Source organism: Aeromicrobium sp. (assembly GCF_036675695.1).
In the GTDB taxonomy this organism is placed as follows: domain Bacteria; phylum Actinomycetota; class Actinomycetes; order Propionibacteriales; family Nocardioidaceae; genus Aeromicrobium.
This window is the reverse complement of the sequence record NZ_JAKFEL010000259.1, coordinates 1-19,736: the sequence shown is the minus strand read 5'-3', so window position 1 is coordinate 19,736 and position 19,736 is coordinate 1. Positions and strand designations below refer to the sequence as shown.

The 19,736-nt window shown below is 63.6% G+C and carries 17 protein-coding genes, 1 tRNA gene and 1 pseudogene; 13 read left to right on the top strand and 6 right to left on the bottom strand.

The genetic code is table 11. The features are described 5' to 3' along the window. Window positions 1–64 precede the first annotated feature (64 nt). From V6M39_RS17285 to V6M39_RS17255, 8 genes and pseudogenes are all read left to right on the top strand, one after another. Complete coding sequence (locus V6M39_RS17285; RefSeq protein WP_332645059.1) at window positions 65–898, top strand: aminotransferase class IV; 834 nt, start codon at window positions 65–67, stop codon at window positions 896–898. 111 nt (window positions 899–1,009) lie between these two features. Further along, complete coding sequence (locus tag V6M39_RS17280; RefSeq protein WP_332645058.1) at window positions 1,010–2,737, top strand: MFS transporter; 1,728 nt, start codon at window positions 1,010–1,012, stop codon at window positions 2,735–2,737. Beyond that, window positions 2,737–2,871: pseudogene (locus V6M39_RS18125) on the top strand (double zinc ribbon domain-containing protein); the annotation flags it as partial. The gene V6M39_RS17280 and the pseudogene V6M39_RS18125, both read left to right, overlap by 1 nt. A gap of 27 nt (window positions 2,872–2,898) precedes the next feature. Continuing rightward, window positions 2,899–6,249: an adenylate/guanylate cyclase domain-containing protein gene (locus tag V6M39_RS17275; RefSeq protein WP_332645057.1), complete on the top strand. Its 3,351-nt coding sequence runs from the start codon at window positions 2,899–2,901 to the stop codon at window positions 6,247–6,249. A 67-nt stretch (window positions 6,250–6,316) separates the two neighbouring features. After that, window positions 6,317–6,820, top strand: coding sequence for an SRPBCC family protein (locus tag V6M39_RS17270; RefSeq protein ID WP_332645056.1), 504 nt, complete (start codon window positions 6,317–6,319; stop codon window positions 6,818–6,820). 48 nt (window positions 6,821–6,868) lie between these two features. Next, window positions 6,869–6,940 (top strand) — tRNA-Val (locus V6M39_RS17265). A gap of 338 nt (window positions 6,941–7,278) precedes the next feature. Beyond that, window positions 7,279–8,700, top strand: a complete 1,422-nt coding sequence (locus V6M39_RS17260) for a DUF4389 domain-containing protein (protein ID WP_332645055.1) — start codon at window positions 7,279–7,281, stop codon at window positions 8,698–8,700. Then, a complete protein-coding gene (locus V6M39_RS17255) occupies window positions 8,697–8,882 on the top strand; it encodes a hypothetical protein (RefSeq protein ID WP_332645054.1) in 186 nt (61 codons plus the stop codon). The genes V6M39_RS17260 and V6M39_RS17255 overlap by 4 nt, the downstream gene beginning before the upstream one ends. Window positions 8,883–8,921: 39 nt before the next feature. Here V6M39_RS17255 and V6M39_RS17250 read toward each other — a convergent pair whose 3' ends face one another. From V6M39_RS17250 to V6M39_RS17240, 3 genes are all read right to left on the bottom strand, one after another. Further along, the gene (locus V6M39_RS17250; RefSeq protein ID WP_332645053.1) at window positions 8,922–9,206 is read right to left on the bottom strand and encodes a hypothetical protein; all 285 of its coding nucleotides are present in this window, start codon (window positions 9,204–9,206) and stop codon (window positions 8,922–8,924) included. A gap of 41 nt (window positions 9,207–9,247) precedes the next feature. Continuing rightward, window positions 9,248–10,462, bottom strand: a complete 1,215-nt coding sequence (locus tag V6M39_RS17245) for an ice-binding family protein (RefSeq protein ID WP_332645052.1) — start codon at window positions 10,460–10,462, stop codon at window positions 9,248–9,250. A 101-nt stretch (window positions 10,463–10,563) separates the two neighbouring features. Further along, window positions 10,564–11,289, bottom strand: coding sequence for a GAF and ANTAR domain-containing protein (locus tag V6M39_RS17240; protein WP_332645051.1), 726 nt, complete (start codon window positions 11,287–11,289; stop codon window positions 10,564–10,566). Between the two features lie 192 nt (window positions 11,290–11,481). Here V6M39_RS17240 and V6M39_RS17235 point away from each other — a divergent pair, with 192 nt between their 5' ends. After that, window positions 11,482–12,051 carry a hypothetical protein gene (locus V6M39_RS17235; protein ID WP_332645050.1) on the top strand — a complete coding sequence of 190 codons (570 nt, stop codon included), beginning with the start codon at window positions 11,482–11,484 and terminating at the stop codon, window positions 12,049–12,051. A gap of 2 nt (window positions 12,052–12,053) precedes the next feature. On the opposite strand, the gene V6M39_RS17230 is transcribed toward V6M39_RS17235, so the two are convergent. Next, the gene (locus V6M39_RS17230; protein ID WP_332645049.1) at window positions 12,054–12,668 is read right to left on the bottom strand and encodes an acetoacetate decarboxylase family protein; all 615 of its coding nucleotides are present in this window, start codon (window positions 12,666–12,668) and stop codon (window positions 12,054–12,056) included. Beyond that, on the bottom strand, window positions 12,665–14,107 hold the full coding sequence (locus V6M39_RS17225) for a flavin-containing monooxygenase (RefSeq protein WP_332645048.1): 1,443 nt from the start codon (window positions 14,105–14,107) through the stop codon (window positions 12,665–12,667). Before V6M39_RS17225 ends, V6M39_RS17230 begins: the two co-directional genes overlap by 4 nt. A gap of 148 nt (window positions 14,108–14,255) precedes the next feature. Between V6M39_RS17225 and thrS the strand changes: the two genes are divergently transcribed. From thrS to V6M39_RS17205, 4 genes are all read left to right on the top strand, one after another. Then, window positions 14,256–16,232, top strand: coding sequence for a threonine--tRNA ligase (thrS, locus tag V6M39_RS17220; RefSeq protein ID WP_332645047.1), 1,977 nt, complete (start codon window positions 14,256–14,258; stop codon window positions 16,230–16,232). Continuing rightward, on the top strand, window positions 16,229–16,771 hold the full coding sequence (locus tag V6M39_RS17215; protein ID WP_332645046.1) for an HIT family protein: 543 nt from the start codon (window positions 16,229–16,231) through the stop codon (window positions 16,769–16,771). The genes thrS and V6M39_RS17215 overlap by 4 nt, the downstream gene beginning before the upstream one ends. Before the next feature lie 3 nt (window positions 16,772–16,774). After that, a complete protein-coding gene (gene pgsA, locus V6M39_RS17210; RefSeq protein WP_332645045.1) occupies window positions 16,775–17,404 on the top strand; it encodes a phosphatidylinositol phosphate synthase in 630 nt (209 codons plus the stop codon). A gap of 125 nt (window positions 17,405–17,529) precedes the next feature. Then, window positions 17,530–19,158, top strand: a complete 1,629-nt coding sequence (locus V6M39_RS17205) for a sigma-70 family RNA polymerase sigma factor (protein ID WP_332645044.1) — start codon at window positions 17,530–17,532, stop codon at window positions 19,156–19,158. Window positions 19,159–19,224: 66 nt separating this feature from the next. On the opposite strand, the gene V6M39_RS17200 is transcribed toward V6M39_RS17205, so the two are convergent. Then, window positions 19,225–19,488 carry a hypothetical protein gene (locus tag V6M39_RS17200; RefSeq protein WP_332645043.1) on the bottom strand — a complete coding sequence of 88 codons (264 nt, stop codon included), beginning with the start codon at window positions 19,486–19,488 and terminating at the stop codon, window positions 19,225–19,227. Between the last annotated feature and the right edge of the window lie 248 nt (window positions 19,489–19,736).

Genomic DNA, 19,736 nt, shown 5'->3' with positions numbered 1-19,736 from the left:
GGCGACCCCAGACTTTAGCGGATGAGCAGGGGCGAACCCAAACCGGGTTCGCTAGTTTTGAAGCATGAAGACATGGTTGAACGGCCAGTTGCTGGGATCCCCGGACGAACCATCGATCAGCGCTCTCGATCACGGGATGATTGTGGGCGATGGAGTCTTCGAGACGATCAAGATCGAGGCAGGTCAACCGTTCGCGTTGACGCGTCATCTGGACCGACTCGTACGGTCCGCCGAGGGTCTCGGCATCGGGAGACCCGACATCCCCGCGATACGCGAAGGGGTCGAGGCGACGACGGAAGGTCAGGAGCTGCCGTTCGGCCGCATACGCGTGACGGTGACCTCAGGACTCGGTCCGCTCGGCTCCCCCCGTGGTTCGTCAGGGCTCACCCAGACGGTCATCACTGAGCCGTGCGACCGCCCGCCGTCGGTCAGCAAGATCGCGACTGTCCCGTGGCCGCGCAACGAGCGAGGCGCACTGGCTGGGCTCAAGACGACCTCATACGCGGAGAACGCGCTCATGGTCGAGTACGCACTCGCGAGAGGCGCATCGGAAGCCGTCATGCCCAACACGGCGGGGCAGCTGTGTGAGGGCACGGGGTCCAACATCATGTACGTCATTGGCGGCCAGCTCGTGACACCGACTCTCGCGGCTGGACCGCTTGCCGGCGTCACCCGGGCTCTCGTGCTCGAGTGGTGTGCCGGTGAGCTCGATGTCGTCGAGCGTGACGCTCCGATCGAGGTGCTTCAGGCAGCTGACGAGGTGATTCTGGTCGGTACGACGCGCGACGTGCAGGCGATTTCGCACGTCGACGACCGCGAGCTCCCTGCTCCAGGCCCGATGACGCTGAAGGCTCAGGAGATATGGGCCCGCGAGAGTGCCAAGACGACGGACCCATGACTCGGCCTCGGTGTCCTTGATCTGATCCACGCAAATGCATCTCGCGGCGTCGTGAACTGACCTATTGTCAAGGCCTGAAGGTCATTCTGTGTGACTCACAGGGGTGCGGACATGACAGCAACTGATCCGAAGGACGCAGTAGGCGACGAAGTCCAGTCTCCCAAGGGCCTCGCTGGAATCGCCATGTCGTCGCTGCGGGAGACGCGCACGTCCATCGCCTCGGTCTTCCGCAACCCCGCGCTGAGGCGCATGCAGATTGCCCTCGCCGGATCGATGATCGGCGACTGGGCGTATGCCACCGCGGTCGCAGTCTGGGCCTACGGGGTCGGGGGAGTCACCGCCGTCGGCGTATGGACGGGTATCCGGCTCGGGCTCATGGCATTCACTGCGCCGTTCGGTGCGACCTTTGCGGACCGATTCCCGCGGAAGAACGTGATGGTCATCGCCGACCTCACCCGCGTCGCGCTGGTCAGCGCCGCGGTCGTGTGTCTGGTGCTCGAGACACCGGCGGCTCCCATTTTCATCCTTGCGACCTTGACCTCATTGATGGGAACACCTTTCCGGTCCGCGCAGCGAGCCCTGATGCCGTCGTTGGCCAAGACCCCGGACGAGCTGACTGCCTCCAACGGCACATCAAGCACCATCGAGAGTCTTGCCTTCTTCGTCGGCCCGGCGATCGGTGCGCTGTTTATTGCCGCAACCAACGTTCAGACCGTTTTTGCGTTCAATGCCCTCACCTTCTTGTGGTCGACCGTCACGGTGTTGGGGATCAAGGTTCCCGAACGAGCCGAAGACCGGCAGTCCGACTCCCCGGTCGGTGCCGATGAGCCCGACAAGGAGAGCTTCCTGTCCGAGGTGACAGGCGGATTCCGAACCATCGCAGGCAATCGCGACCTCTTGGCAGTGGCATGGCTCGTCTCAGCCCAGACAATCGTGGCTGGCGCGTCCGCCGTGATGTTCTTGGTGATGGCTGTCGAGATACTCGGCACTGGTCCTCACGGGTTGGGCTATCTCGATTCGACGCTCGGTGTCGGTGCCATCGTTGGAGGTCTGTTCGCCATCGCGAGAGTATCCAAGAATCACCTAGCACAGGATCTGACAATCGGGGTCGTACTCTGGGCGCTTCCGCTGCTGCTGGTGACGGTATGGCCGACGCCGGCCGCAGTGTTCACCGCCGTGATTCTTCTCGGCCTGGCCAATCCGCTGGTCGACGTAAACTTCGACACGATCGTCCAGCGAGTGACCCCGGACGAGGTGCTTGGACGCGTGTTCGGCTCACTCGAAGCCTGCCTCATCGGCTCCATGGCGCTGGGTGCGTTCGCGATGCCTGTGGTCCTCAACCTCTGGGGTCTGAGAACGGCAGTGGGCGTCGTTGGAGTGGGAGTCACGGTTCTGGCGCTCCCGCTGCTGCCACGGATGCGTAGCCTCGATGCGAGGTTGACCGCACCTGCCGGGCTGGACCTGCTCCGGAGGATCTCGATCTTCACACCTCTCAACTCGGCCGTCGTCGAGAGTCTGGCTCGCGACCTGATCAGGGTGCCAGTGGCTGCGGGCGAGGTTGTGGTGCGAGAGGGCGACGAGTCCGACCGCTTCTTCATCATCGACACAGGACTCGTCGAGGTGACCCAGGACGGCGTGGTGCTTCGTCGAGAAGGTCCGGGCGAGTTCTTCGGCGAGATCGGCCTGCTCCGGGATGTGCCGCGTACTGCGACAGTGACCGCAGTCGAGGACACCGTGCTCCAGAGTCTGAGCCGGGAGGCCTTCTTGTCGGCGGTCAACGGAGAACGGGATTCGTTCCTGGCGGCTGACGACATCGTCACTCGCAGGCTGACGGTCTGATGGCCGTGACTTGCTCGTCGTGCGGCACGAATCAGGTCGATGGTGCCCGCTTCTGCCACGAGTGTGGGTCAGCAGTTGCACCACCCGCGTGTGGTTCCTGCGGTGAGCCGGTAGTCCCCGGCGCAAAATTCTGCAGCGCGTGCGGAGCAACCCAGACCGAGGTGCCCGCAGTCGCGAATGCTCCGACCTACGCTCCGCCGTCCGCGGCGCGCCGCGTCACGAGCGTCCTGTTCGGAGACCTGGTCGGCTTCACCTCGCTGTCCGAGGCCCGTGACCAGGAGGACGTACGGGAGCTGTTGTCACGCTATTTCGAGGAGTCCAGCCTGATCGTCGGACGGTACGGCGGAACGGTTGAAAAGTTCATCGGCGACGCAGTGATGGCCGTATGGGGCGTACCGACGGCTCACGAGGACGACGCCGAGCGAGCGGTGCGAGCCGGACTCGAGCTGGTCAACAAGGTGGCGGCGATCGGCGAGGAGCTGGGAGCACCCGAGCTCGCCATGCGTGTGGGCATCGTCACCGGCGAGGTGGCTGTGACCATCGGTGCCGACCGCCAGGGCATGGTGGCCGGCGATGTCGTCAACACCGCCTCGAGAGTCCAGACCGCGGCCGAACCAGGACAGGTCTGGGTGGATGAGACGACACGGCTTCTGACTACGTCCGCGATCACCTTTGTCGACGTCGGAAGTCATCAGATGAAGGGCAAGGCCGACCCGATGCCGTTGTGGTCGGTTCGGGCAGTCGTGGCGGCGATGCGTGGAGCCCAGCGTGCAGACGGACTCGAGGCCCCACTGGTAGGTCGAGATCGTGAGCTGCGACTCTTCAAGGAACTGTTCCACTCAGCGGACGAGACCAAGAAGGCTTCGCTGCTGGTGATCGACGGCGAACCCGGGGTTGGCAAGTCCCGACTGGCCTGGGAGTTCGAGAAGTACGTCGACGGCCTCTCCACTAACGTCATGTGGCACAGCGGACGTTGTGTCGCGTACGGCGAAGGTGTCGCGTTCTTCGCTCTCGCCGAGGCAATTCGGGGTCGCCTTGGAGCAGTGGGAGAAGACGGCAACGGCGATCCCGGCGCCCTCCTCGAATCCGGCCTCGAAACCTATGTGCCCGACGGAGACGAGCGATCCTGGCTGCGGCCAAGGCTCGGCGTCCTGCTCGGAATCGGATCCGTCGGCACCTTCCCTCGAGAGGACCTCTTCGCCGCTTGGACGACCTTCCTCGAGCGCACTGGGCAGGACGAGTATCCAGTCGTCCTTGTCATAGACGACGCCCAGCACGCCGATGAGGGACTGCTGCTCTTCGTCGAGCACCTTCTGCTGGTCGCCTCGTTCCCGTGCTTCGTGGTCCTGCTGACCAGGCCCGGTCTGCTGGAGAGCCACCCGGCCCTTGCGACGAACCGCAAGGCCACCGTCCTCCACCTTCCAGAGCTGGATGATCGAGACATCTCCGAACTGCTCGGCGGGCTGGTGGCTGGCCTTCCCGATGACATCCGCGCGGCCCTCGTCGAACGATCCGAAGGGGTGCCGCTGTTCGCTGTGGAAACAGTCCGATCCCTGATCGACCGTGACCTGATCGTGCCTCGCGGGGGTCAATACGTCGTCGCCGACCCGTCGGCCATCGACCTGGACTCTGTCGGCGCCCCTGCCTCGCTGCAAGCACTCATCGCTGCCCGACTCGACACGTTGTCGGTGGTTCAGAGAAGGGTCGTCGACCAGGCGAGTGTCCTCGGAGGTTCGTTCAAGCGGGACGCGATAGCCGGACTCTGCTCAGACATTGCCGACATCGACGACGTGCTGGCGAGCTTGGTGCGCCTGCAGATCCTTCGCCAAGAGGCGAGCAGACAGAGTGCCGAGCTCGGTCAGTTCAAGTTCATGCAGTCTGTCGTGCCGCAGGTCGCGTACGCCACCTTGTCCCGCCGCGACCGCAAGGCGAGTCACCTCGCTGTCATCAGCCAGTTCGAAGGTGAAGGTGCATCCGGAGGTGATCTGGCCCCGATTCTTGCCCAGCACTATCTCGACGCGATCGAGGCGGTGCCGTCAGATCCTGATGTCGAGCCCCTCAAGAAGGCTGCCATCGCCTTGCTGGAGAAGGCCGCCAGTCGCGCCCAGGCACTGGGGTCGCCCAAGGAAGCTGCAGCTCATATCAGCGGAGCTCTTGCACTCGCCGGTGACACCGACAGCCGTGCCGATCTCGAACGCGACCTGGCGTTCGCTCTCATCGACACGGGGGAGTACCAAGAGGCCATCGACCACGCGATCCAGGCTGTCAACTTGTTCGAGGGCCGAGGCGATGTCGTCGATGCAGGCTATGCAGCGGCTGCGCAGTCGATCGCACTTGGGTTCCTGGGCGACAACGCGCAGGCGCTGGCGGTTGCCCAACCCCACTGGGACGCAGTCTCGGAACGTCGGGACGCGGACGTCGCCCAGCTGGCTTTGACCAGGGCGATGAGCTCCGCAAACTCGCGCATGGGGATCAACAACCGGGATCTTCTCGAGAGAAGGATCAAGCTGGCCGAGAAGGTGGGCGACCTTGGGGAGGTGGCCAACTGCTTCACAGGGCTCAGCATCCACTACGGCACGGTGGGTGCCATCTCGTTGGCCCGCGTGCTCCTGGAAGCGGCCGCGGAGATGTCGCGAGTCAACCATCAGCCGGGCTCTCTTTCGCGGGCGCTTCTCAACCTCACCGCGAGCAGGATGCTCGACGATCTCGACAAGGCGGTCGACATCGGGCACGAGGCCGTCTCGGTGGCCACCGAGACCGGTGTTGCCATCTGGATCGGCTACTCCCAGGTCAACCTGATCATCGCGCTCTGGACCAGTGGCAGATGGGCGGAGGCTGACGAGATGCTCAAGAGCGGAGTATTGCGCGAGGAGCTTTCAACGGTCCCAGCCTCAGCCGCGATTGAGGGCGCCATGAGTGTGGCGCGCGGCATGCCGTGGACGTTGACATGGCCCGCCGAGGTTGCGCTCGTGAGTGATGACTCGTCTGACCTGGCCTGGAAGGCCTTCGCCGAGGCGATCGATGCAAGGCAGCGCGGTGATCTCGATGCCGCTGTGCGACTGGGTGTGTTCGCCAGCGAGAAGATGTATGAGATCTCCGGAACCTGGGACGACCTCTGTCACATGTGGCCCACCGCCGTTGAGACTGCACTTGAGAATGGTGACAATGCGGCGGTCGAGACTCTGATCAGCCTCATCGAAAGCGAGTCGGGCCGCCCCGACCCCGATGGTGTGCGGATCCATCGCAAGCGAGTCGCAGGTCTCCTGGCCATCCGAGACGGCGAACCCGCCGAGGTTGTCGAGTCGACCCTGCGTGAGGCGATCGCCGAGTTCGAGACGTGGGGAGCAATGCCGTACAGGGCCAGGACTCAGGTCGACCTGGGTACGTGGCTCGTGGGTCAGGGGCGCCCAGACGAGGCTGCCCCGCTGTTCGACGCCGCCCGAGCAGCATTCGCCGAGCTCGGCGCTTCTAGGTGGGTGGAGGCACTCGAGCAGCAGTTGGCCTCGCGTTGACGATCCACGGACAGGCAAAATCTGGGCCCGCGAGTCGGTCAGCGACGTCGACCCCTAATCTGCTGACATGACTGCAGACCTGCACCCGTGTGATCGGGTCGGCCTCGACTTCGTCGACTCCGCGCCCAACCGGTTCTCCAACTCCGTCGACCTGAACATCACTCCTGAGCAGTTGTTCGAGGTGCTCGCTGACGCCCAGTCGTGGCCGTACTGGGCGAAGGTCATCACGAACGTCGAGTGGACCAGTCCAGAACCTCGCGGCGTTGGCACAACGCGTCTCGTCACGATGCGTGGTCGGATGATCGGATCTGAGGAGTTCCTCGGCTGGGACGAGCACACCATGATGGCGTTCCGCTTCAACGAGGCTTCCGAGAAGCGGATCAAAGCATTTGCCGAACGCTACGACATCGTCCCGACGGCCACGGGTTGCCGGCTGACCTGGACGCTCGCACTGGAGGTGACTGGGATCGCCCGTCACACCCTCGCGCTGAGCAAGCCCGTGCTGAACGCGACTTTCCGAAGATTCCTCAAGAACCTCCGCAAGTACACGGATGAGCGCTACGGGGCCTAGGTCCGGTTCAACTCAGGCGTGGCCGTACGTTAAAGTTCCTGACGCAACGGGCGATTGGCGCAGTGGTAGCGCGCTTCGTTCACACCGAAGAGGTCACTGGTTCGAACCCAGTATCGCCCACCGAATTTGAGCCGCACACAGACGTGTGCGGCTCTTTCGGTTCCGGCGAGCAGTGGTAGCGCGGCTCTGCCTTCGCACCGAAGAGGTCACTGGTTCGAACCCAGTATCGCCCACCGAATTTGAGCCGCACACAAACGTGTGCGGCTCTTTCGGTTCCGGCGAGCAGTGGTAGCGCGGCTCTGATTGCTCTCAAGGGGCAGTGCTAGCGAACAGGGTCGAAGGGCTCTTCTCGGTCGTGCCCTTTCGCCCTGTCAGCGCCAGCTCGGGGGCGGGATGCTCAAGGTGAAGGGCTCGGCTCGATACGTACGAACCTCATATGAGCATTGGGAGTGACGACCATGACCACCTCGACGACTCCAGTCGCGTACCCCGTTCACGTCGACGCGGAGTTGGACCCCCAACTGAGCCGCGGCCTTTGGCTGGTCAAGTGGCTCCTCGCAATCCCGCACTACATCGTGCTGGCAGTGCTGTGGATCGCCTTCATGGTCACCAGCGTTGTGGCCTTCTTGGCCATCCTGTTCACCGGCCACTACCCGCGTGCGCTCTTCGAGTTCAACGTGGGGGTCATGCGGTGGACGTGGCGCGTCGCCTACTACGCCTACGGTGCTTTGGGCACAGACCGATACCCCCCGTTCACCCTTGCCGATGTCCCGGACTATCCCGCGCACCTCGAGGTCGAGTATCCAGAGCGCCTCTCGCGAGGATTGGTGCTCGTGAAGTGGTGGCTCATGGCCATCCCTCACTACCTGATCGTCGGCCTGTTCGTTGGCGGTCTTGGGTACGGAGTACGCGGTGCCGATGAGGCGCCGTTGCTCAGCGCTGGGCTGATCGGCCTGCTCGTCTTGGTTGCCGCCGTAGTGCTGCTGTTCACTGGGCGCTACCCCCGCCAAATCTTCGACCTGATCCTCGGCCTGAACCGTTGGGTGCTGCGCGTCGCCGGCTACGTCGCGCTTATGACGGATCGCTACCCACCCTTCGAGCTCCAACAGGGTGGTCACGAGCAGCAGGGTGATTCTTACTCCCAGCCATCCCACCCCTCCACGCCTCGCTCTGGGTGGACGGCCGGCCGGGTGGTCTCACTCGTCTTGGGATCAGTTCTGGTCGTAGGCGGTCTCGGGTCCGCTGCGGGCGGTGCCGCACTGGTCTCTGCTGACCAGTTGGCACGCGACGCCGACGGCTTTCTGACGAGCCCCCAGCTGGAGCTTGGCACGGACAGTTACGCCATCACCTCCGAAGACATTCACCTCGACACCAGCGACAGCCTCAAAGACCTGCCGGACCGGCTGATCGGAGACGTGCGGTTGACCGCGGAGGAAACCGATGGCACCGATTTGTTCATCGGCATCGCGTCCGCAGCAGACCTGCGGACCTATCTCGACGCCACAGCCCACGACACTCTCATCGAGATTCTTGATGGCAACCCCGTCTACCGCTCAACTTCTGGCGCGGCACCCCAAGGGGCGCCGACCGACCAGACCTTCTGGGTGGCTGAGGCAACCGGCATCCGGCCGGAGCTGACCTGGGCATTTGAGGAGGGTGACTGGGCCGCCGTGGTGATGAACGCCGATGGCTCAGCTGCGGTCACCGCCGACGTCTCTGCCGGCGCCGAAGTTCCTGTGCTGGGGACGGTGATCGCGATCCTGTTCATCCTGTCCGGCGTCCTGCTCCTCGGGGGTGGCGTTCTCATCGCCGTACCGATCCGATCGGCGAGCCGTAAGCCTGAGGAAGCCAGCGGAGAAGAAGCGGTGTCAAGGACATGACCACATCCAGCTCAAGCTCCGTTGCCGGTGGGGGCGCAATCTACGGCCTTGGCATGTTCGGTGCCTGGTTCTACTTCTGGCAGCAGGCAAGCGGTTTCTGGGAGCACGCGTATGCCCTGTTCCAAGGGGTTTTCTGGCCTGCGTACATGGTCTACGACGGCTTTGCCGCGCTGGCGCGCTGATTGGCCAGACCGCGCGTCCGGCATTGTCTCCGAGCGGCTTCATCGGCGGCGACGATCCCACGGCGAGGTGCCGTAGTCGATCACGTTCGGGTCGGCTCGGATCGGAGTGAGCTTCTCTGCTGGCATCCACTCGGTGATGATGCGCTTGGGGTGAAGGGCCTCGTCGACGTACGCGACCAGCGCCTGGTGCCGCTGACCTGTTTTGCGCCAGTCAAGAACCAGTCCTTGGGCGGGGAGTGCGGTCCACGGCTCACGCCGTACGAGCACGAAGCGAACCCGCTTGAACGGGGGCCAGGCATCGGCATTTGGCGGGTTCGCACTCACCTTGCACAGAGTAGAACATATGTTCGATCAGGTGTGAGATTCTACGCTCGATGAGCTCCGCGGGGACGCTTGCTCATCGATATCGCACTTGCGCCCATCATGATGAGAGCCATGCCAATCGGGGCGAATCCCAGCCACAACCCCCCGGTGTCCGGCAGGGGGGTGTCAACGCTCGGCGGCAGGGCACCGCCCGGCGTTCCTGGGCCCTCTGGAACAGGCGAACCGGAGTCGGTATCGCCGTCGGCGGAGTCAGAGTCGCTGTCGGCCGTCGTGTCGGCGTCGGTGGTGTCTGAATCACTGTCTGCCGCCGCGTCGGCGTCGGCGTCGGTCGTGTCGGAGTCGCTGTCGGCGTCGGCGGAGTCTGAGTCGACATCTGTGGAGCTGTCTGTGTCGGTCGAATCGCTGTCAGCTGTGGTGTCGGCTTCGGTGTCAGTCGGAATTACGCGTGGAGAGCATCCCGGCATTGTGAACGTGTTGTTGTCGAGCGTCACAGATGCGTTCTGCGCGAGAAGTCGGCCAATGAATGACGCTCCGGACTGCGCAACGATCGCGTTCTCAGCCATGAGCGTGCCGATGAAGTCTGCGTTGCTCATCACGGTCGCGTCCTCGCCAACCTGCCAGAAGATGTGGCACGCCTGAGCGCCATTGGTGAGAGCAACCGTCGAGTTGACCTCCATGGTGAGCGAGGACCCAACTTGGATGATGAACTCCGCATCTGGATCGTTCTGAGCGTTGAACGTCACCGTTCCGTTAGTCGCAAGATTCAGCGCCGAGCTGGCTGTGTGGACTCCGGCGACGAACTCCATGTTGTCCAGCTGACCACCGATCGCCGAATTCGAGGCTGCCCCCGCAGCTGCGTTGTACGCAATGAGGTTGTCCGCCTGAGCGTTCTGCGCGGTCGCGTCGGCCTTGTGGAAGCTTCCGGTCGCAGGCGGTATCCAGCTGATCGATGAATCCCCTGTGACTGTGTTGTTCGGGAACGTCCCGACGTCTCCCCGCACTCCGGCGTCCTGAGTCTGAATGGTTGTGCTGTTGGTGTTGGTGACACCGGCTCCGGCCAGGACCGCGAACTGTCGAGCGGTTCCCAGGTCGATCTCAGTCGCGGCAGACGCGGCGGGCAGGGAGGTGAGAGCCATCGACAGCCCGGACACGGTGAGTGTCGCGGCCAGGGTCGAGGCCAGGATGTGCTTGCCTCGCGCACGTCTGCGCGGTGTTGCGCTGCGCCGGGCGGCATTTGCGTGCGTGTGAGTGTTCATCCCTAGGACCACTTTCAATCAGTGTGATCGTCGGGGTCTGGGACGAGTGTGACTCCACCAAGGTACCCCGAAATGTGGCTTGGGTCACACGGAGGCGGGTGTCAGTTGGGTGACGTGAGAGCAGGAATGCTGTGAGGCTCCCGGAGAATTGCGTGCGCAACATCGCTCAGTCGCTGGCGGTTGGTCCGCGCATACGTTCGCATGAGCGTGAAGGCCTGATCTGGATCTACGTCACGGATGCCGCTCAACGCGCCCTTGGCTTGCTCAATCGTGATCCGACTCTCGAGAGCGCCCTGCAGTTGCTCGGCGATTGTCTCAGCGCGATCAACCTTGCGACCTTGCACGATTGCCATCGTCGCTACGTCGGCCAGCGCCTGGATGATGCGCACCTCAGCCTCGTCGAAGTCGCGAGAGTCGCTCCCGAAGATGTTGAGTGCGCCGATGGCATGGTCTCTGAGGCGCATGGGAAGAGCGTGCACCGAAGCAAATCCAGACTCCGCAGCCATGCGAGTGAACTCGGGCCAACGTTGCGTGGCATCCGCGATATGCATGTTGACCGCAGGCTCGGCGGAGCGGAAGCATTCAAAGCAAGGACCTTCGGCGTTCTGGACCTGCAGGAGCTCGATCAACCGGGCTTCTTCGCTTGAGGCTGCCACATGTTGCAGCACGCCTTCGTGGTCCACCAGCAGGATCCCGACCGCCGCAGCGTCACAGATCTTGGCGGACTGCTCGCAGAGGTTGGACAAGAAGTCGATCAAGTCGAAGTCAGCCACCAAGGTGTCGGCAACTTCCACAAACACTTTGGCAAGGTTTTCGGCGGAGATCATATGGTCGGACTGTACCCATCGGGGTCGTTCTCAAGCACTGGATCCGCTGCACAGGATCAGCTCGTGCTGTTCGGGTCGTCCTATGAATTCTCCTCTGCTGATGGTCGCGTCATCGCGCAAAGCGCGACTCGTAGCTCTCGATCGCAGCGCCGCCCGGTGATATCGTCAACGCACTATCACGGAGGCGTGGCGATGGAGCTCGGCGAACTCTTGGACGACCTGACCAAGCCTTACGCCGTCGAGGCAACTGATGGCGGCGATCGGCTGATCGCGATGCGACTGGCCGATGACTGGGGAGTGGCCATGCGCCTGCATCGCCGAGGCACCCATCGGCAATGGAACATCCGTGAGATCACCCTCCGCATCAACGACACCGACGCGAGCATCAGCGGCTACGACGTACGCGAGCTCCCACTTGGGGCGCTCATCTCAGAGGCTCGGCGCATAGCCACCAAGAGTGCTGGTGCATCGACCGACTCGAAACTCACCCTGGCAGTGGTCCTTGCCGCTGCGGACGGTCGATTCGGGAGCAGTGACGAGGCTCTGGCCGCCCTCGCGCTGGAGTACGTATCAATCGTGGAATCAGGCGTACGGACACCCTCAAAGACGCTCGTCGAACGATTCGGCGGCACTGCGGGGAGCTGGACCAACCGTGTCGCTCAGTCACGCAAGCAGGGCTTCTTGACTGCAGTAGACCGGGGCGAGGCTGGAGGAGCGCTCACGGCGAAGGCGCGCCGTGTTCTTGGCATCTCCCCAGCCTGAGGTCAGCGGCGACCGAAGATCAGGTGGAACGGACGAATGGCGAGTGTGAGCAGCGGCTTGCGACCAGCCAAGAAGCCGATCGGGCCGTCGGCCGCGAACGACCACCGTGCCTTTGCCAGCCCGGCTCGCACTTTGCCCGAGACGGGGGTGACGAGCAGGTTGCCGCCACGATCCTGCGCTGAACTGAACGCGGCCGGGAGTCGGAAGGGTAGGCGACGGACGCGGCGCAGGCTCAGCGATCCGATGCCCTGCGCGGCGTATGACGCGTGCGGGGCGACGTCGAAGTCGGCGAGATCCTTCGGGATTGCCCACAGCTCACGGCCGCCGTCACGCGATGCCTCGGAGTTGACCCAGATGTGGGTGATGGAGACGCGCAGGCGCCAGCCGTCCCGTACGAGCACTGTTGACATGATCTCGTCGTACGTGAGAGGGCTTGGCTCCTCGTAGACGAAGAACGCCGCCGACACGATGGCCCGCCCGAAGATCGTGACCGGCTTGGTCGATGCGTTGTGGGGCGGGGGAGTCAGCCGCTTCGGAAGCAGCCACACTCCCGTGTAGGCGTGACCGGTGAGGTCCCACGGGGACGGGGGATACGTCTTGGGAGTTTCGAGTGTCATGACCAGCTGAACGCTTCCGGCTCCAGGACCTTGGTCCGCTTGGCAAATGGCAGGGTCGCTCCGGGCCAGTTGGAGGTGATGCGACCCGACGGGTGGCGGTACCAGTTCTCGCAGTGCGACCACACCGAGACGTCGAGGCGGTCCTGGATCTCGCGGTCGTACGCTTCCTCGGCCTCATTGGTCACCTCGACCGTGGTGTAGTTGCCGGCCTTCAGCCGGTCTAGAGCCTGACGCATGTGCCTGGCCTGAGCTTCAAGCATGTAGATGATCGACCCACCGCCGAGGTTGGTGTTGGGTCCGTACGTCACGAACATGTTCGGGAAGTTGGGGACGTAGATACCGAGGTAGGCGTGCGCACCATCAGCCCATTGGGTCGCGAGCTTCCGCCCGCCAGTGCCGGTGATGTCGATCGACTCGAGGAAGTTCTGCGCGTCGAAGCCGGTCGCATAGATGATCGCGTCGACCTTGTGCTCGTTGCCGTCTGCATCGATAACGCCATCCGGGGTGACGGCGGCGACGGCACTCGTGACGACGTCGACATTGGCCTGGGCGAGCGCGGGATAGAACTCGTTTGAGAACAGGATCCGCTTGCAGCCCATTGGGTAGTCAGGCTTCAGCTTTGCGTTCAGAGTGGGCTCGGTGACCTGCTTGTCGAGGTGGCGCAGGGCGATCTTCTTGTTGATCCGGCCAACACGCGATTCATCTTTCAGACCCTTGGCGAACTGTTCCATGATCGCCCAGATGCCTCCACGCTCAACGGTCTGCGTCACGGGCGCGACGCGGAACAGCGTCTTGTGGAACGCGTTGTACGGCTTGTCGGGCTTGGGCATCAGGTAGTTGGGGGAGCGCTGGAAGACCGTGAGTCGAGCGGCCTCGTTGGCGAGGTGGGGGATGAACTGCACCGCACTTGCGCCGGCGCCGACCACGGCGACCCGCTTGCCTGTTGCGTCGAAGTCGTGGTCCCACTCGGCGGAGTGGAACGACGTCCCTTGGAAGGTCTCGATGCCCGGGATCGCGGGCAGCTTGGGCAGTGACAGTTGGCCGACGGCGCTGATCAGCACATCGACCGTCTCGCTCGAGTCGTCGGAGAACGTCACAGTCCACGTGGAGGCGGCTTCGTCCCACGTCGCGGCCACGACCTCGCGACCAAATCGCAGAAGGGGCGTGATGCCGTGCTTGTCGGCGACTTTACGGATGTAGGCGTGGATCTCTTCCTGCAGCGCATAGCGTCGCGTCCATCGCGGGTTGGGTTCGTACGAGAACGAGTACAGAGGTGACGGCACATCGCAGCCGGCGCCGGGGTAGGTGTTGTCGCGCCAGACTCCGCCGAGATCGTCGGCTCGCTCCCACAGCCGGAGATCGGCATGGCCCGATCGCTTCAGCTCCACGGCGACCGCGACAGCGCCGAAGCCGGAACCGATGATCCCGATCGATGTCATGCGTTCTCCCTAGGCTCCAATTAGTGACAGTCATACTGTCACGTTCGCTGAGTGCCCGGCCACGTCCTCGGGAGGGAGCGCGAGGGATACGATGGCGACAAGCAGAACGCGCCACCCGTAGGGCGCGTCATATCTACCGAGGTGCCCAATGTCGCAACTTTCCGTCGTGGTCAATGCCGATGCTCAGAAGGTCGACGCAGGGACGAAGGCCTGGCAGCTGTTCGCCGAGTCGCCCGACATCATCGCCGCTCGAGTCAACGGCGACCTGAAGGACCTCGCGTACGAGCTCGTCGACGGTGACTCCGTCGAAGGCGTCGCCATCGACTCGCCTGACGGCCGCGACATCCTGCGGCACTCGGCCGCACACGTCATGGCCCAGGCCGTCCAGGAGCTCTTCCCTGACGCCAAGCTGGGCATCGGTCCGCCGATCACCGACGGCTTCTACTACGACTTCGATGTTGCCGAGCCGTTCGTACCCGAGGACCTCGAGAAGATCGAGACCCGGATGCGCAAGATCGTCAAGGAAGGTCAGAAGTTCGACCGCCGCGAAATCACCGATGACGCTGCCCGCAAGGAGCTCGCCAACGAGCCCTACAAGCTCGAGCTGATCGGGCTCAAGTCCAACGCCGGCGACGCCGCCGAAGGTGCCAGCGTGGAAGTCGGTGAGGGCGGGCTGACGATCTACGACAACCTCAAGCGTGATGGCTCGGTCGCCTGGGGCGACCTGTGCCGCGGTCCGCACCTGCCCACCACCAAGCGCATCCCCGCGTTCAAACTGATGCGCAGCGCCGCCGCCTACTGGCGCGGCGACGAGAAGAACAAGCAACTCCAGCGCATCTACGGCACAGCCTGGGAGACCAAGGAAGCGCTCGACGAGCATCTGCACCGCATCGAGGAAGCCCAGCGCCGCGACCACCGCCGCCTCGGCCAGGAACTCGACCTCTACAGCTTCCCCGACGAGATCGGCTCCGGTCTGCCGGTGTTCCACCCACGCGGTGGAGTCATCAAGCGCGAGATGGAGGACTACGTACGTCGTCGCCACATCGAAGAGGGCTTCGAATACGTCGGCACGCCCCACATCGCCAAGGAAGGGCTCTTCTACACCTCGGGCCACCTCCCGTACTACGGCGAAGGCATGTTCCCGGCGCTCGAGCTCGATGGCGGCAACTACCGCATCAAGGCCATGAACTGCCCGATGCACAACCTGATCTACCGGTCGCGTCAGCGCTCCTACCGTGAGCTGCCGCTGCGTCTGTTCGAGTTCGGGCACGTCTATCGCAACGAGAAGTCCGGTGTCATCCACGGACTGACCCGCGTACGCGGGTTCGCGCAGGACGACTCGCACTCGTACGTCACTCCTGAGCAGGCGCCGGCGGAGATCAAGCACCTGCTCGACTTCTGCCTGAGCCTGTTCCGCGACTTCGGGCTCGACGACTTCTACCTCGAGCTGTCGACCCGCGATGACTCCAAGCCCGACAAGTTCATCGGCACCGACGAGGAGTGGGCGGTCGCCACGAAGGTCCTCGAAGACGTCTGCATCGAGAGTGGCCTCGAGCTCGTGCCCGACCCCGGAGGCGCTGCCTACTACGGCCCCAAGGTGTCGGTGCAGGCGCGCGACGCCATCGGGCGTACGTGGCAGATGTCGACGATCCAGTACGACTTCAACATGCCGTCCGAAGATCGCTTCAACCTCGAGTACGTCGCCGCCGATGGTTCACGCCAGCAGCCGGTGATGATCCACTCGGCGAAGTTCGGCTCGATCGAACGATTCATCGGCGTGCTCGTCGAGCACTATGCCGGCGCCTTCCCTCCGTGGCTCGCACCTGTCCAGGTCGTCGGAATCCCCGTCGCTGAGCGGCACGCCGACTACTTGTATGAGCTCGCTGCCAAGCTCAAGGCCAAGGGGATTCGGGTCGAGGTCGACAACTCCGACGAGCGCATGCAGAAAAAGATCCGCAATGCGCAGACCCAGAAGGTCCCGTTCATGATCATCGCTGGCGATGACGACATCGACGCCGGAGCAGTTTCGTTCCGCTATCGCAGCGGCGACCAGGACAACGGTGTGCCGATCGACGATGCGATTGCCCGCATCGCCGAAGCGATCGAGCAGCGCGCCCAGGTATGAACGACCAGCAGCACGGCGTGGGGGAGGCGGACGCGTTCCAGCGACTGTGGACGCCCCACCGCATCGTCTACATCAAGGGCGAGAACAAGCCCGAAACCGCTGATGAAGCCGACTGCCCGTTCTGCCTCATCCCCAAGATGGACGACGTCGAAGGGCTCATCGTCTATCGCGGCGAGTCGGCGTACGCCGTCCTCAACCTCTATCCGTACAACGCGGGCCACCTGCTCGTATGCCCCTACCGCCACGTTGCCGACTACACCGAGCTGACCGACGACGAGACCGTCGAAGTTGCCGCGATCACGAAGCAGGCGATGCAGACGATGCGCGAGGTGACCAACCCGCACGGGTTCAACCTCGGCATGAACCAAGGACCCGTGGCAGGTGCCGGCATTGCTGCCCATTTGCACCAGCACGTGGTGCCACGCTGGGGTGGAGACGCCAACTTCCTACCCGTCATCGGACACACCAAGACCATGCCTCAACTTCTGGGTGACACACGCGAGATGCTCGCTGCCGCCTGGCCAACCGCGAAGGACTAGATCGTGCTCGAACGTTTCCGCCAATTCTGGACCAAAGTGTGGGCTCCGCTCGGCGATTTCCTGCTGCGCATCGGCGTCAAGCCCGACTGGGTGACATGGGTCGGCACGATCGGCGTCAGCGCCGGCGCGCTGTGGTTCTTCCCCCGAGGGCAGTTCTTCGTTGGAGTCCTGGTCATCACGGCGTTCGTGTTCAGCGACCTCATGGACGGCTACATGGCGCGCAAGTCGGGCCAGTCGTCCAAATGGGGTGCGTTCCTCGACTCGAGCCTCGACCGCGTTGCGGATGCCGCGGTCTTCGCCGGTCTGGTCATCTACTACTCCCGCCAGGGCGCGGAGACAGACCTTGGCGGCGCCGACCTCTATCTCTACCTGAGTCTCGCGTGTCTGGTGTTGGGCAACCTGACGTCATACACACGTGCGAGGGCTGAAGGCCTCGGCATGACCGCGAAGGGTGGTATCGCCGAGCGCGCCGACCGGCTCGTCGCGATCCTCGTCATGACAGGGCTCGCGGGTCTGTTCGATGCGCCGTTCCTGCGGGAGATCACCCTGTGGGCGCTGGCGGCAGCGAGCGCTATTACGGTCGTGCAGCGCATGCTGATCGTGCGCAAGCAAGCCATCGGCGAAAAGTTGTAAGACTTCGTCGCCTCACGACTCCTACAGATGGAACCGGTCTCACAAGAGCCGGTCGTCAGTAGGAGAGGAATGACCGATGTCGTGGGCTACACGTGTCTCGTCTCGTATCTACGTAGGATGCGAGCGTGACCTCCGCGACCGGACCAGCCGCGCCGACCGATGCGGAGCTCGTCGCCGGAGTGCTGGCGGCGGATCGCGAGGCCTTTGCCGCGGTCTACGACAAGTACGGCAACAAGCTCTACGACTTCGCCTACTCGATGCTTCGTCAGCGCGAGGATGCCGCGGACGCCGTAGCGGACTCCTTCGTGATCGTCGCGGAGCGCATCAACCAGCTGCGGGAGCCCGAACGGCTTCGACCGTGGCTCTACGCCATCGTGCGCAGCGAGTGTCTGCGCATGCTCCGAGCCCGCAAACGCGTGGACTACGGCGGCGAGGAGCAGCTGATCAACATGGCTGACGACGCCCTCACACCGGACCAGGAAGCAGAACGCTCCGCCGCACAGAAGATCGTGTGGGACGCGGCTGCCGGCCTCGCCGAGCGCGATCGTGCCCTGCTCGATCTGCATCTCCGTCAGGGACTGGAGGGCGCTGAGCTCGGCGAGGCGATGGGTGTTTCGGCAGCCAACGCGTACACGATGCTCAACCGCCTCCGTGCTCAAGTTGACCGCTCTCTCGGTGCCCTGCTGATCGCACGTCTCGGTCGCGATGACTGCGACGAGCTCGACGACCTGCTCACCGACTGGGACGGTACGTTCTCCCCGCTCATCAGGAAGCGCGTCTCGCGACACGTAGACGACTGCGACGTATGCGGCGAGCGCCGCAAGAAGATCCTCAGCCCGTGGATGCTGCTCGCCGGCGTACCCATGTTCACTGCTCCCGCCTTCCTGCGCGATCGCGTCGTCCAGGACACGCAGCTCGTTGCGTTCACAACGTCGACGGGCGAGCCGCTCACGACGACCTCCGCGTCGGCACCGGCCAAAAGCAAGGTGTCCACCAAGACGAAGGTCGCCGGTGCAGCTGTGGCGGCCGTTGTGCTGATCGGTGGCACCGCTGCGACTGTGGCTTTGCAGAACGACGACGGGCCGAAGGACATCGTTGCCTCATCCGGAGCTCCGAGTCCATCGCCGACTCCCACTGAGTCGATCGCGTCGCCCACGGCGGAACCGACGGCCGAACCCGGTGCGTTGACGCTGTCGACCACCGCAATCGCGCTCGGTGGAAGTGCCAGCAACTCGAGCTTCGTTCTCACCAACACCGGCGGCAAGGCCGTGAACTATCAGCTGTCGTCAAGCGCTGGCTGGCTCACCGCCGCACCGAGCACTGGCAAGGTCAAACCAGGCAAGGCCATTCAGATCGCCGTCCACGCCAACCGCGCTGCTGTGAGTGAAGGCAAGTCGGCCGGAACGATTGGCGTGAAGTGGGGGACTGGCAGCGGGAAGGTCCTTGTCACACTCACCCAGGAGCGGGACCCCAACGTCGGCCGCCCGACCGTCGGATCGAACCCGTCGTGCAATGTTCCCGTACGAGTGAGCGTGAGCGACGAGAGTGGCCTCCGCTCGGTTGTCATCCGATGGAGCGGCGGTGCCGGATCTGGCAGCAAGTCGATGTCGCGTTCTGGGTCGGGGTGGGCGGCCACCATCGGTCAGTTCAACGTTGGAGGATCAGTGACGATGCGGGTCACGGCGGTGGACAAGCGCGGCAACCGTGCGACCGGTCCTGCCAAGACCTTCTCGGTCAATCCCTGCCCGGGATAGCTAAACGTCTCGAGACACCACAAACCCGATCAACCGCATGAGTTGATCGGGTTTGGGGGCGTTTGGTCAACGGATGTCGTACTTCGTCTTCATCGCTTCGTTGCGGTTCTCGCGGATGCCGAGTGCGGCGATGGCACCGACTGTCGAGACGAGGACGAAGAAGTACATCGTGGTCGTGATTTCGACTGCCGACGCGAAGGCGACCGTTGCGACGGTCAGGGCAACAAGTGCTGCTGTTCCTGCGAGGGCCTTGCCCACGAATGCTGCGTTGCGGACGACGTTGCTGCTGATGCGGATGGTGGGAGCTTGGAAGTGCTGGATGGCGGTCATGTTGTTCTCCTGGTGTGTGGGAGTCGAGCTGGTGACACCAGAGTCGTAGACACCCCTTGAGAGAACCTTTCGATGAATTTGAGACTGAAATTCCAACGAAATATGAGCGGCCGGAAAAGATCTTCAGAAAAGTTGTAAGGACCTGTGGGGTCTGTGGCTCCTACCTACAAGCAAGACCACAGACCAACTGAAAACACACCACCAAAACCCACAGGAGAAATCATGAACCGCACCATCCGCAACCTGAT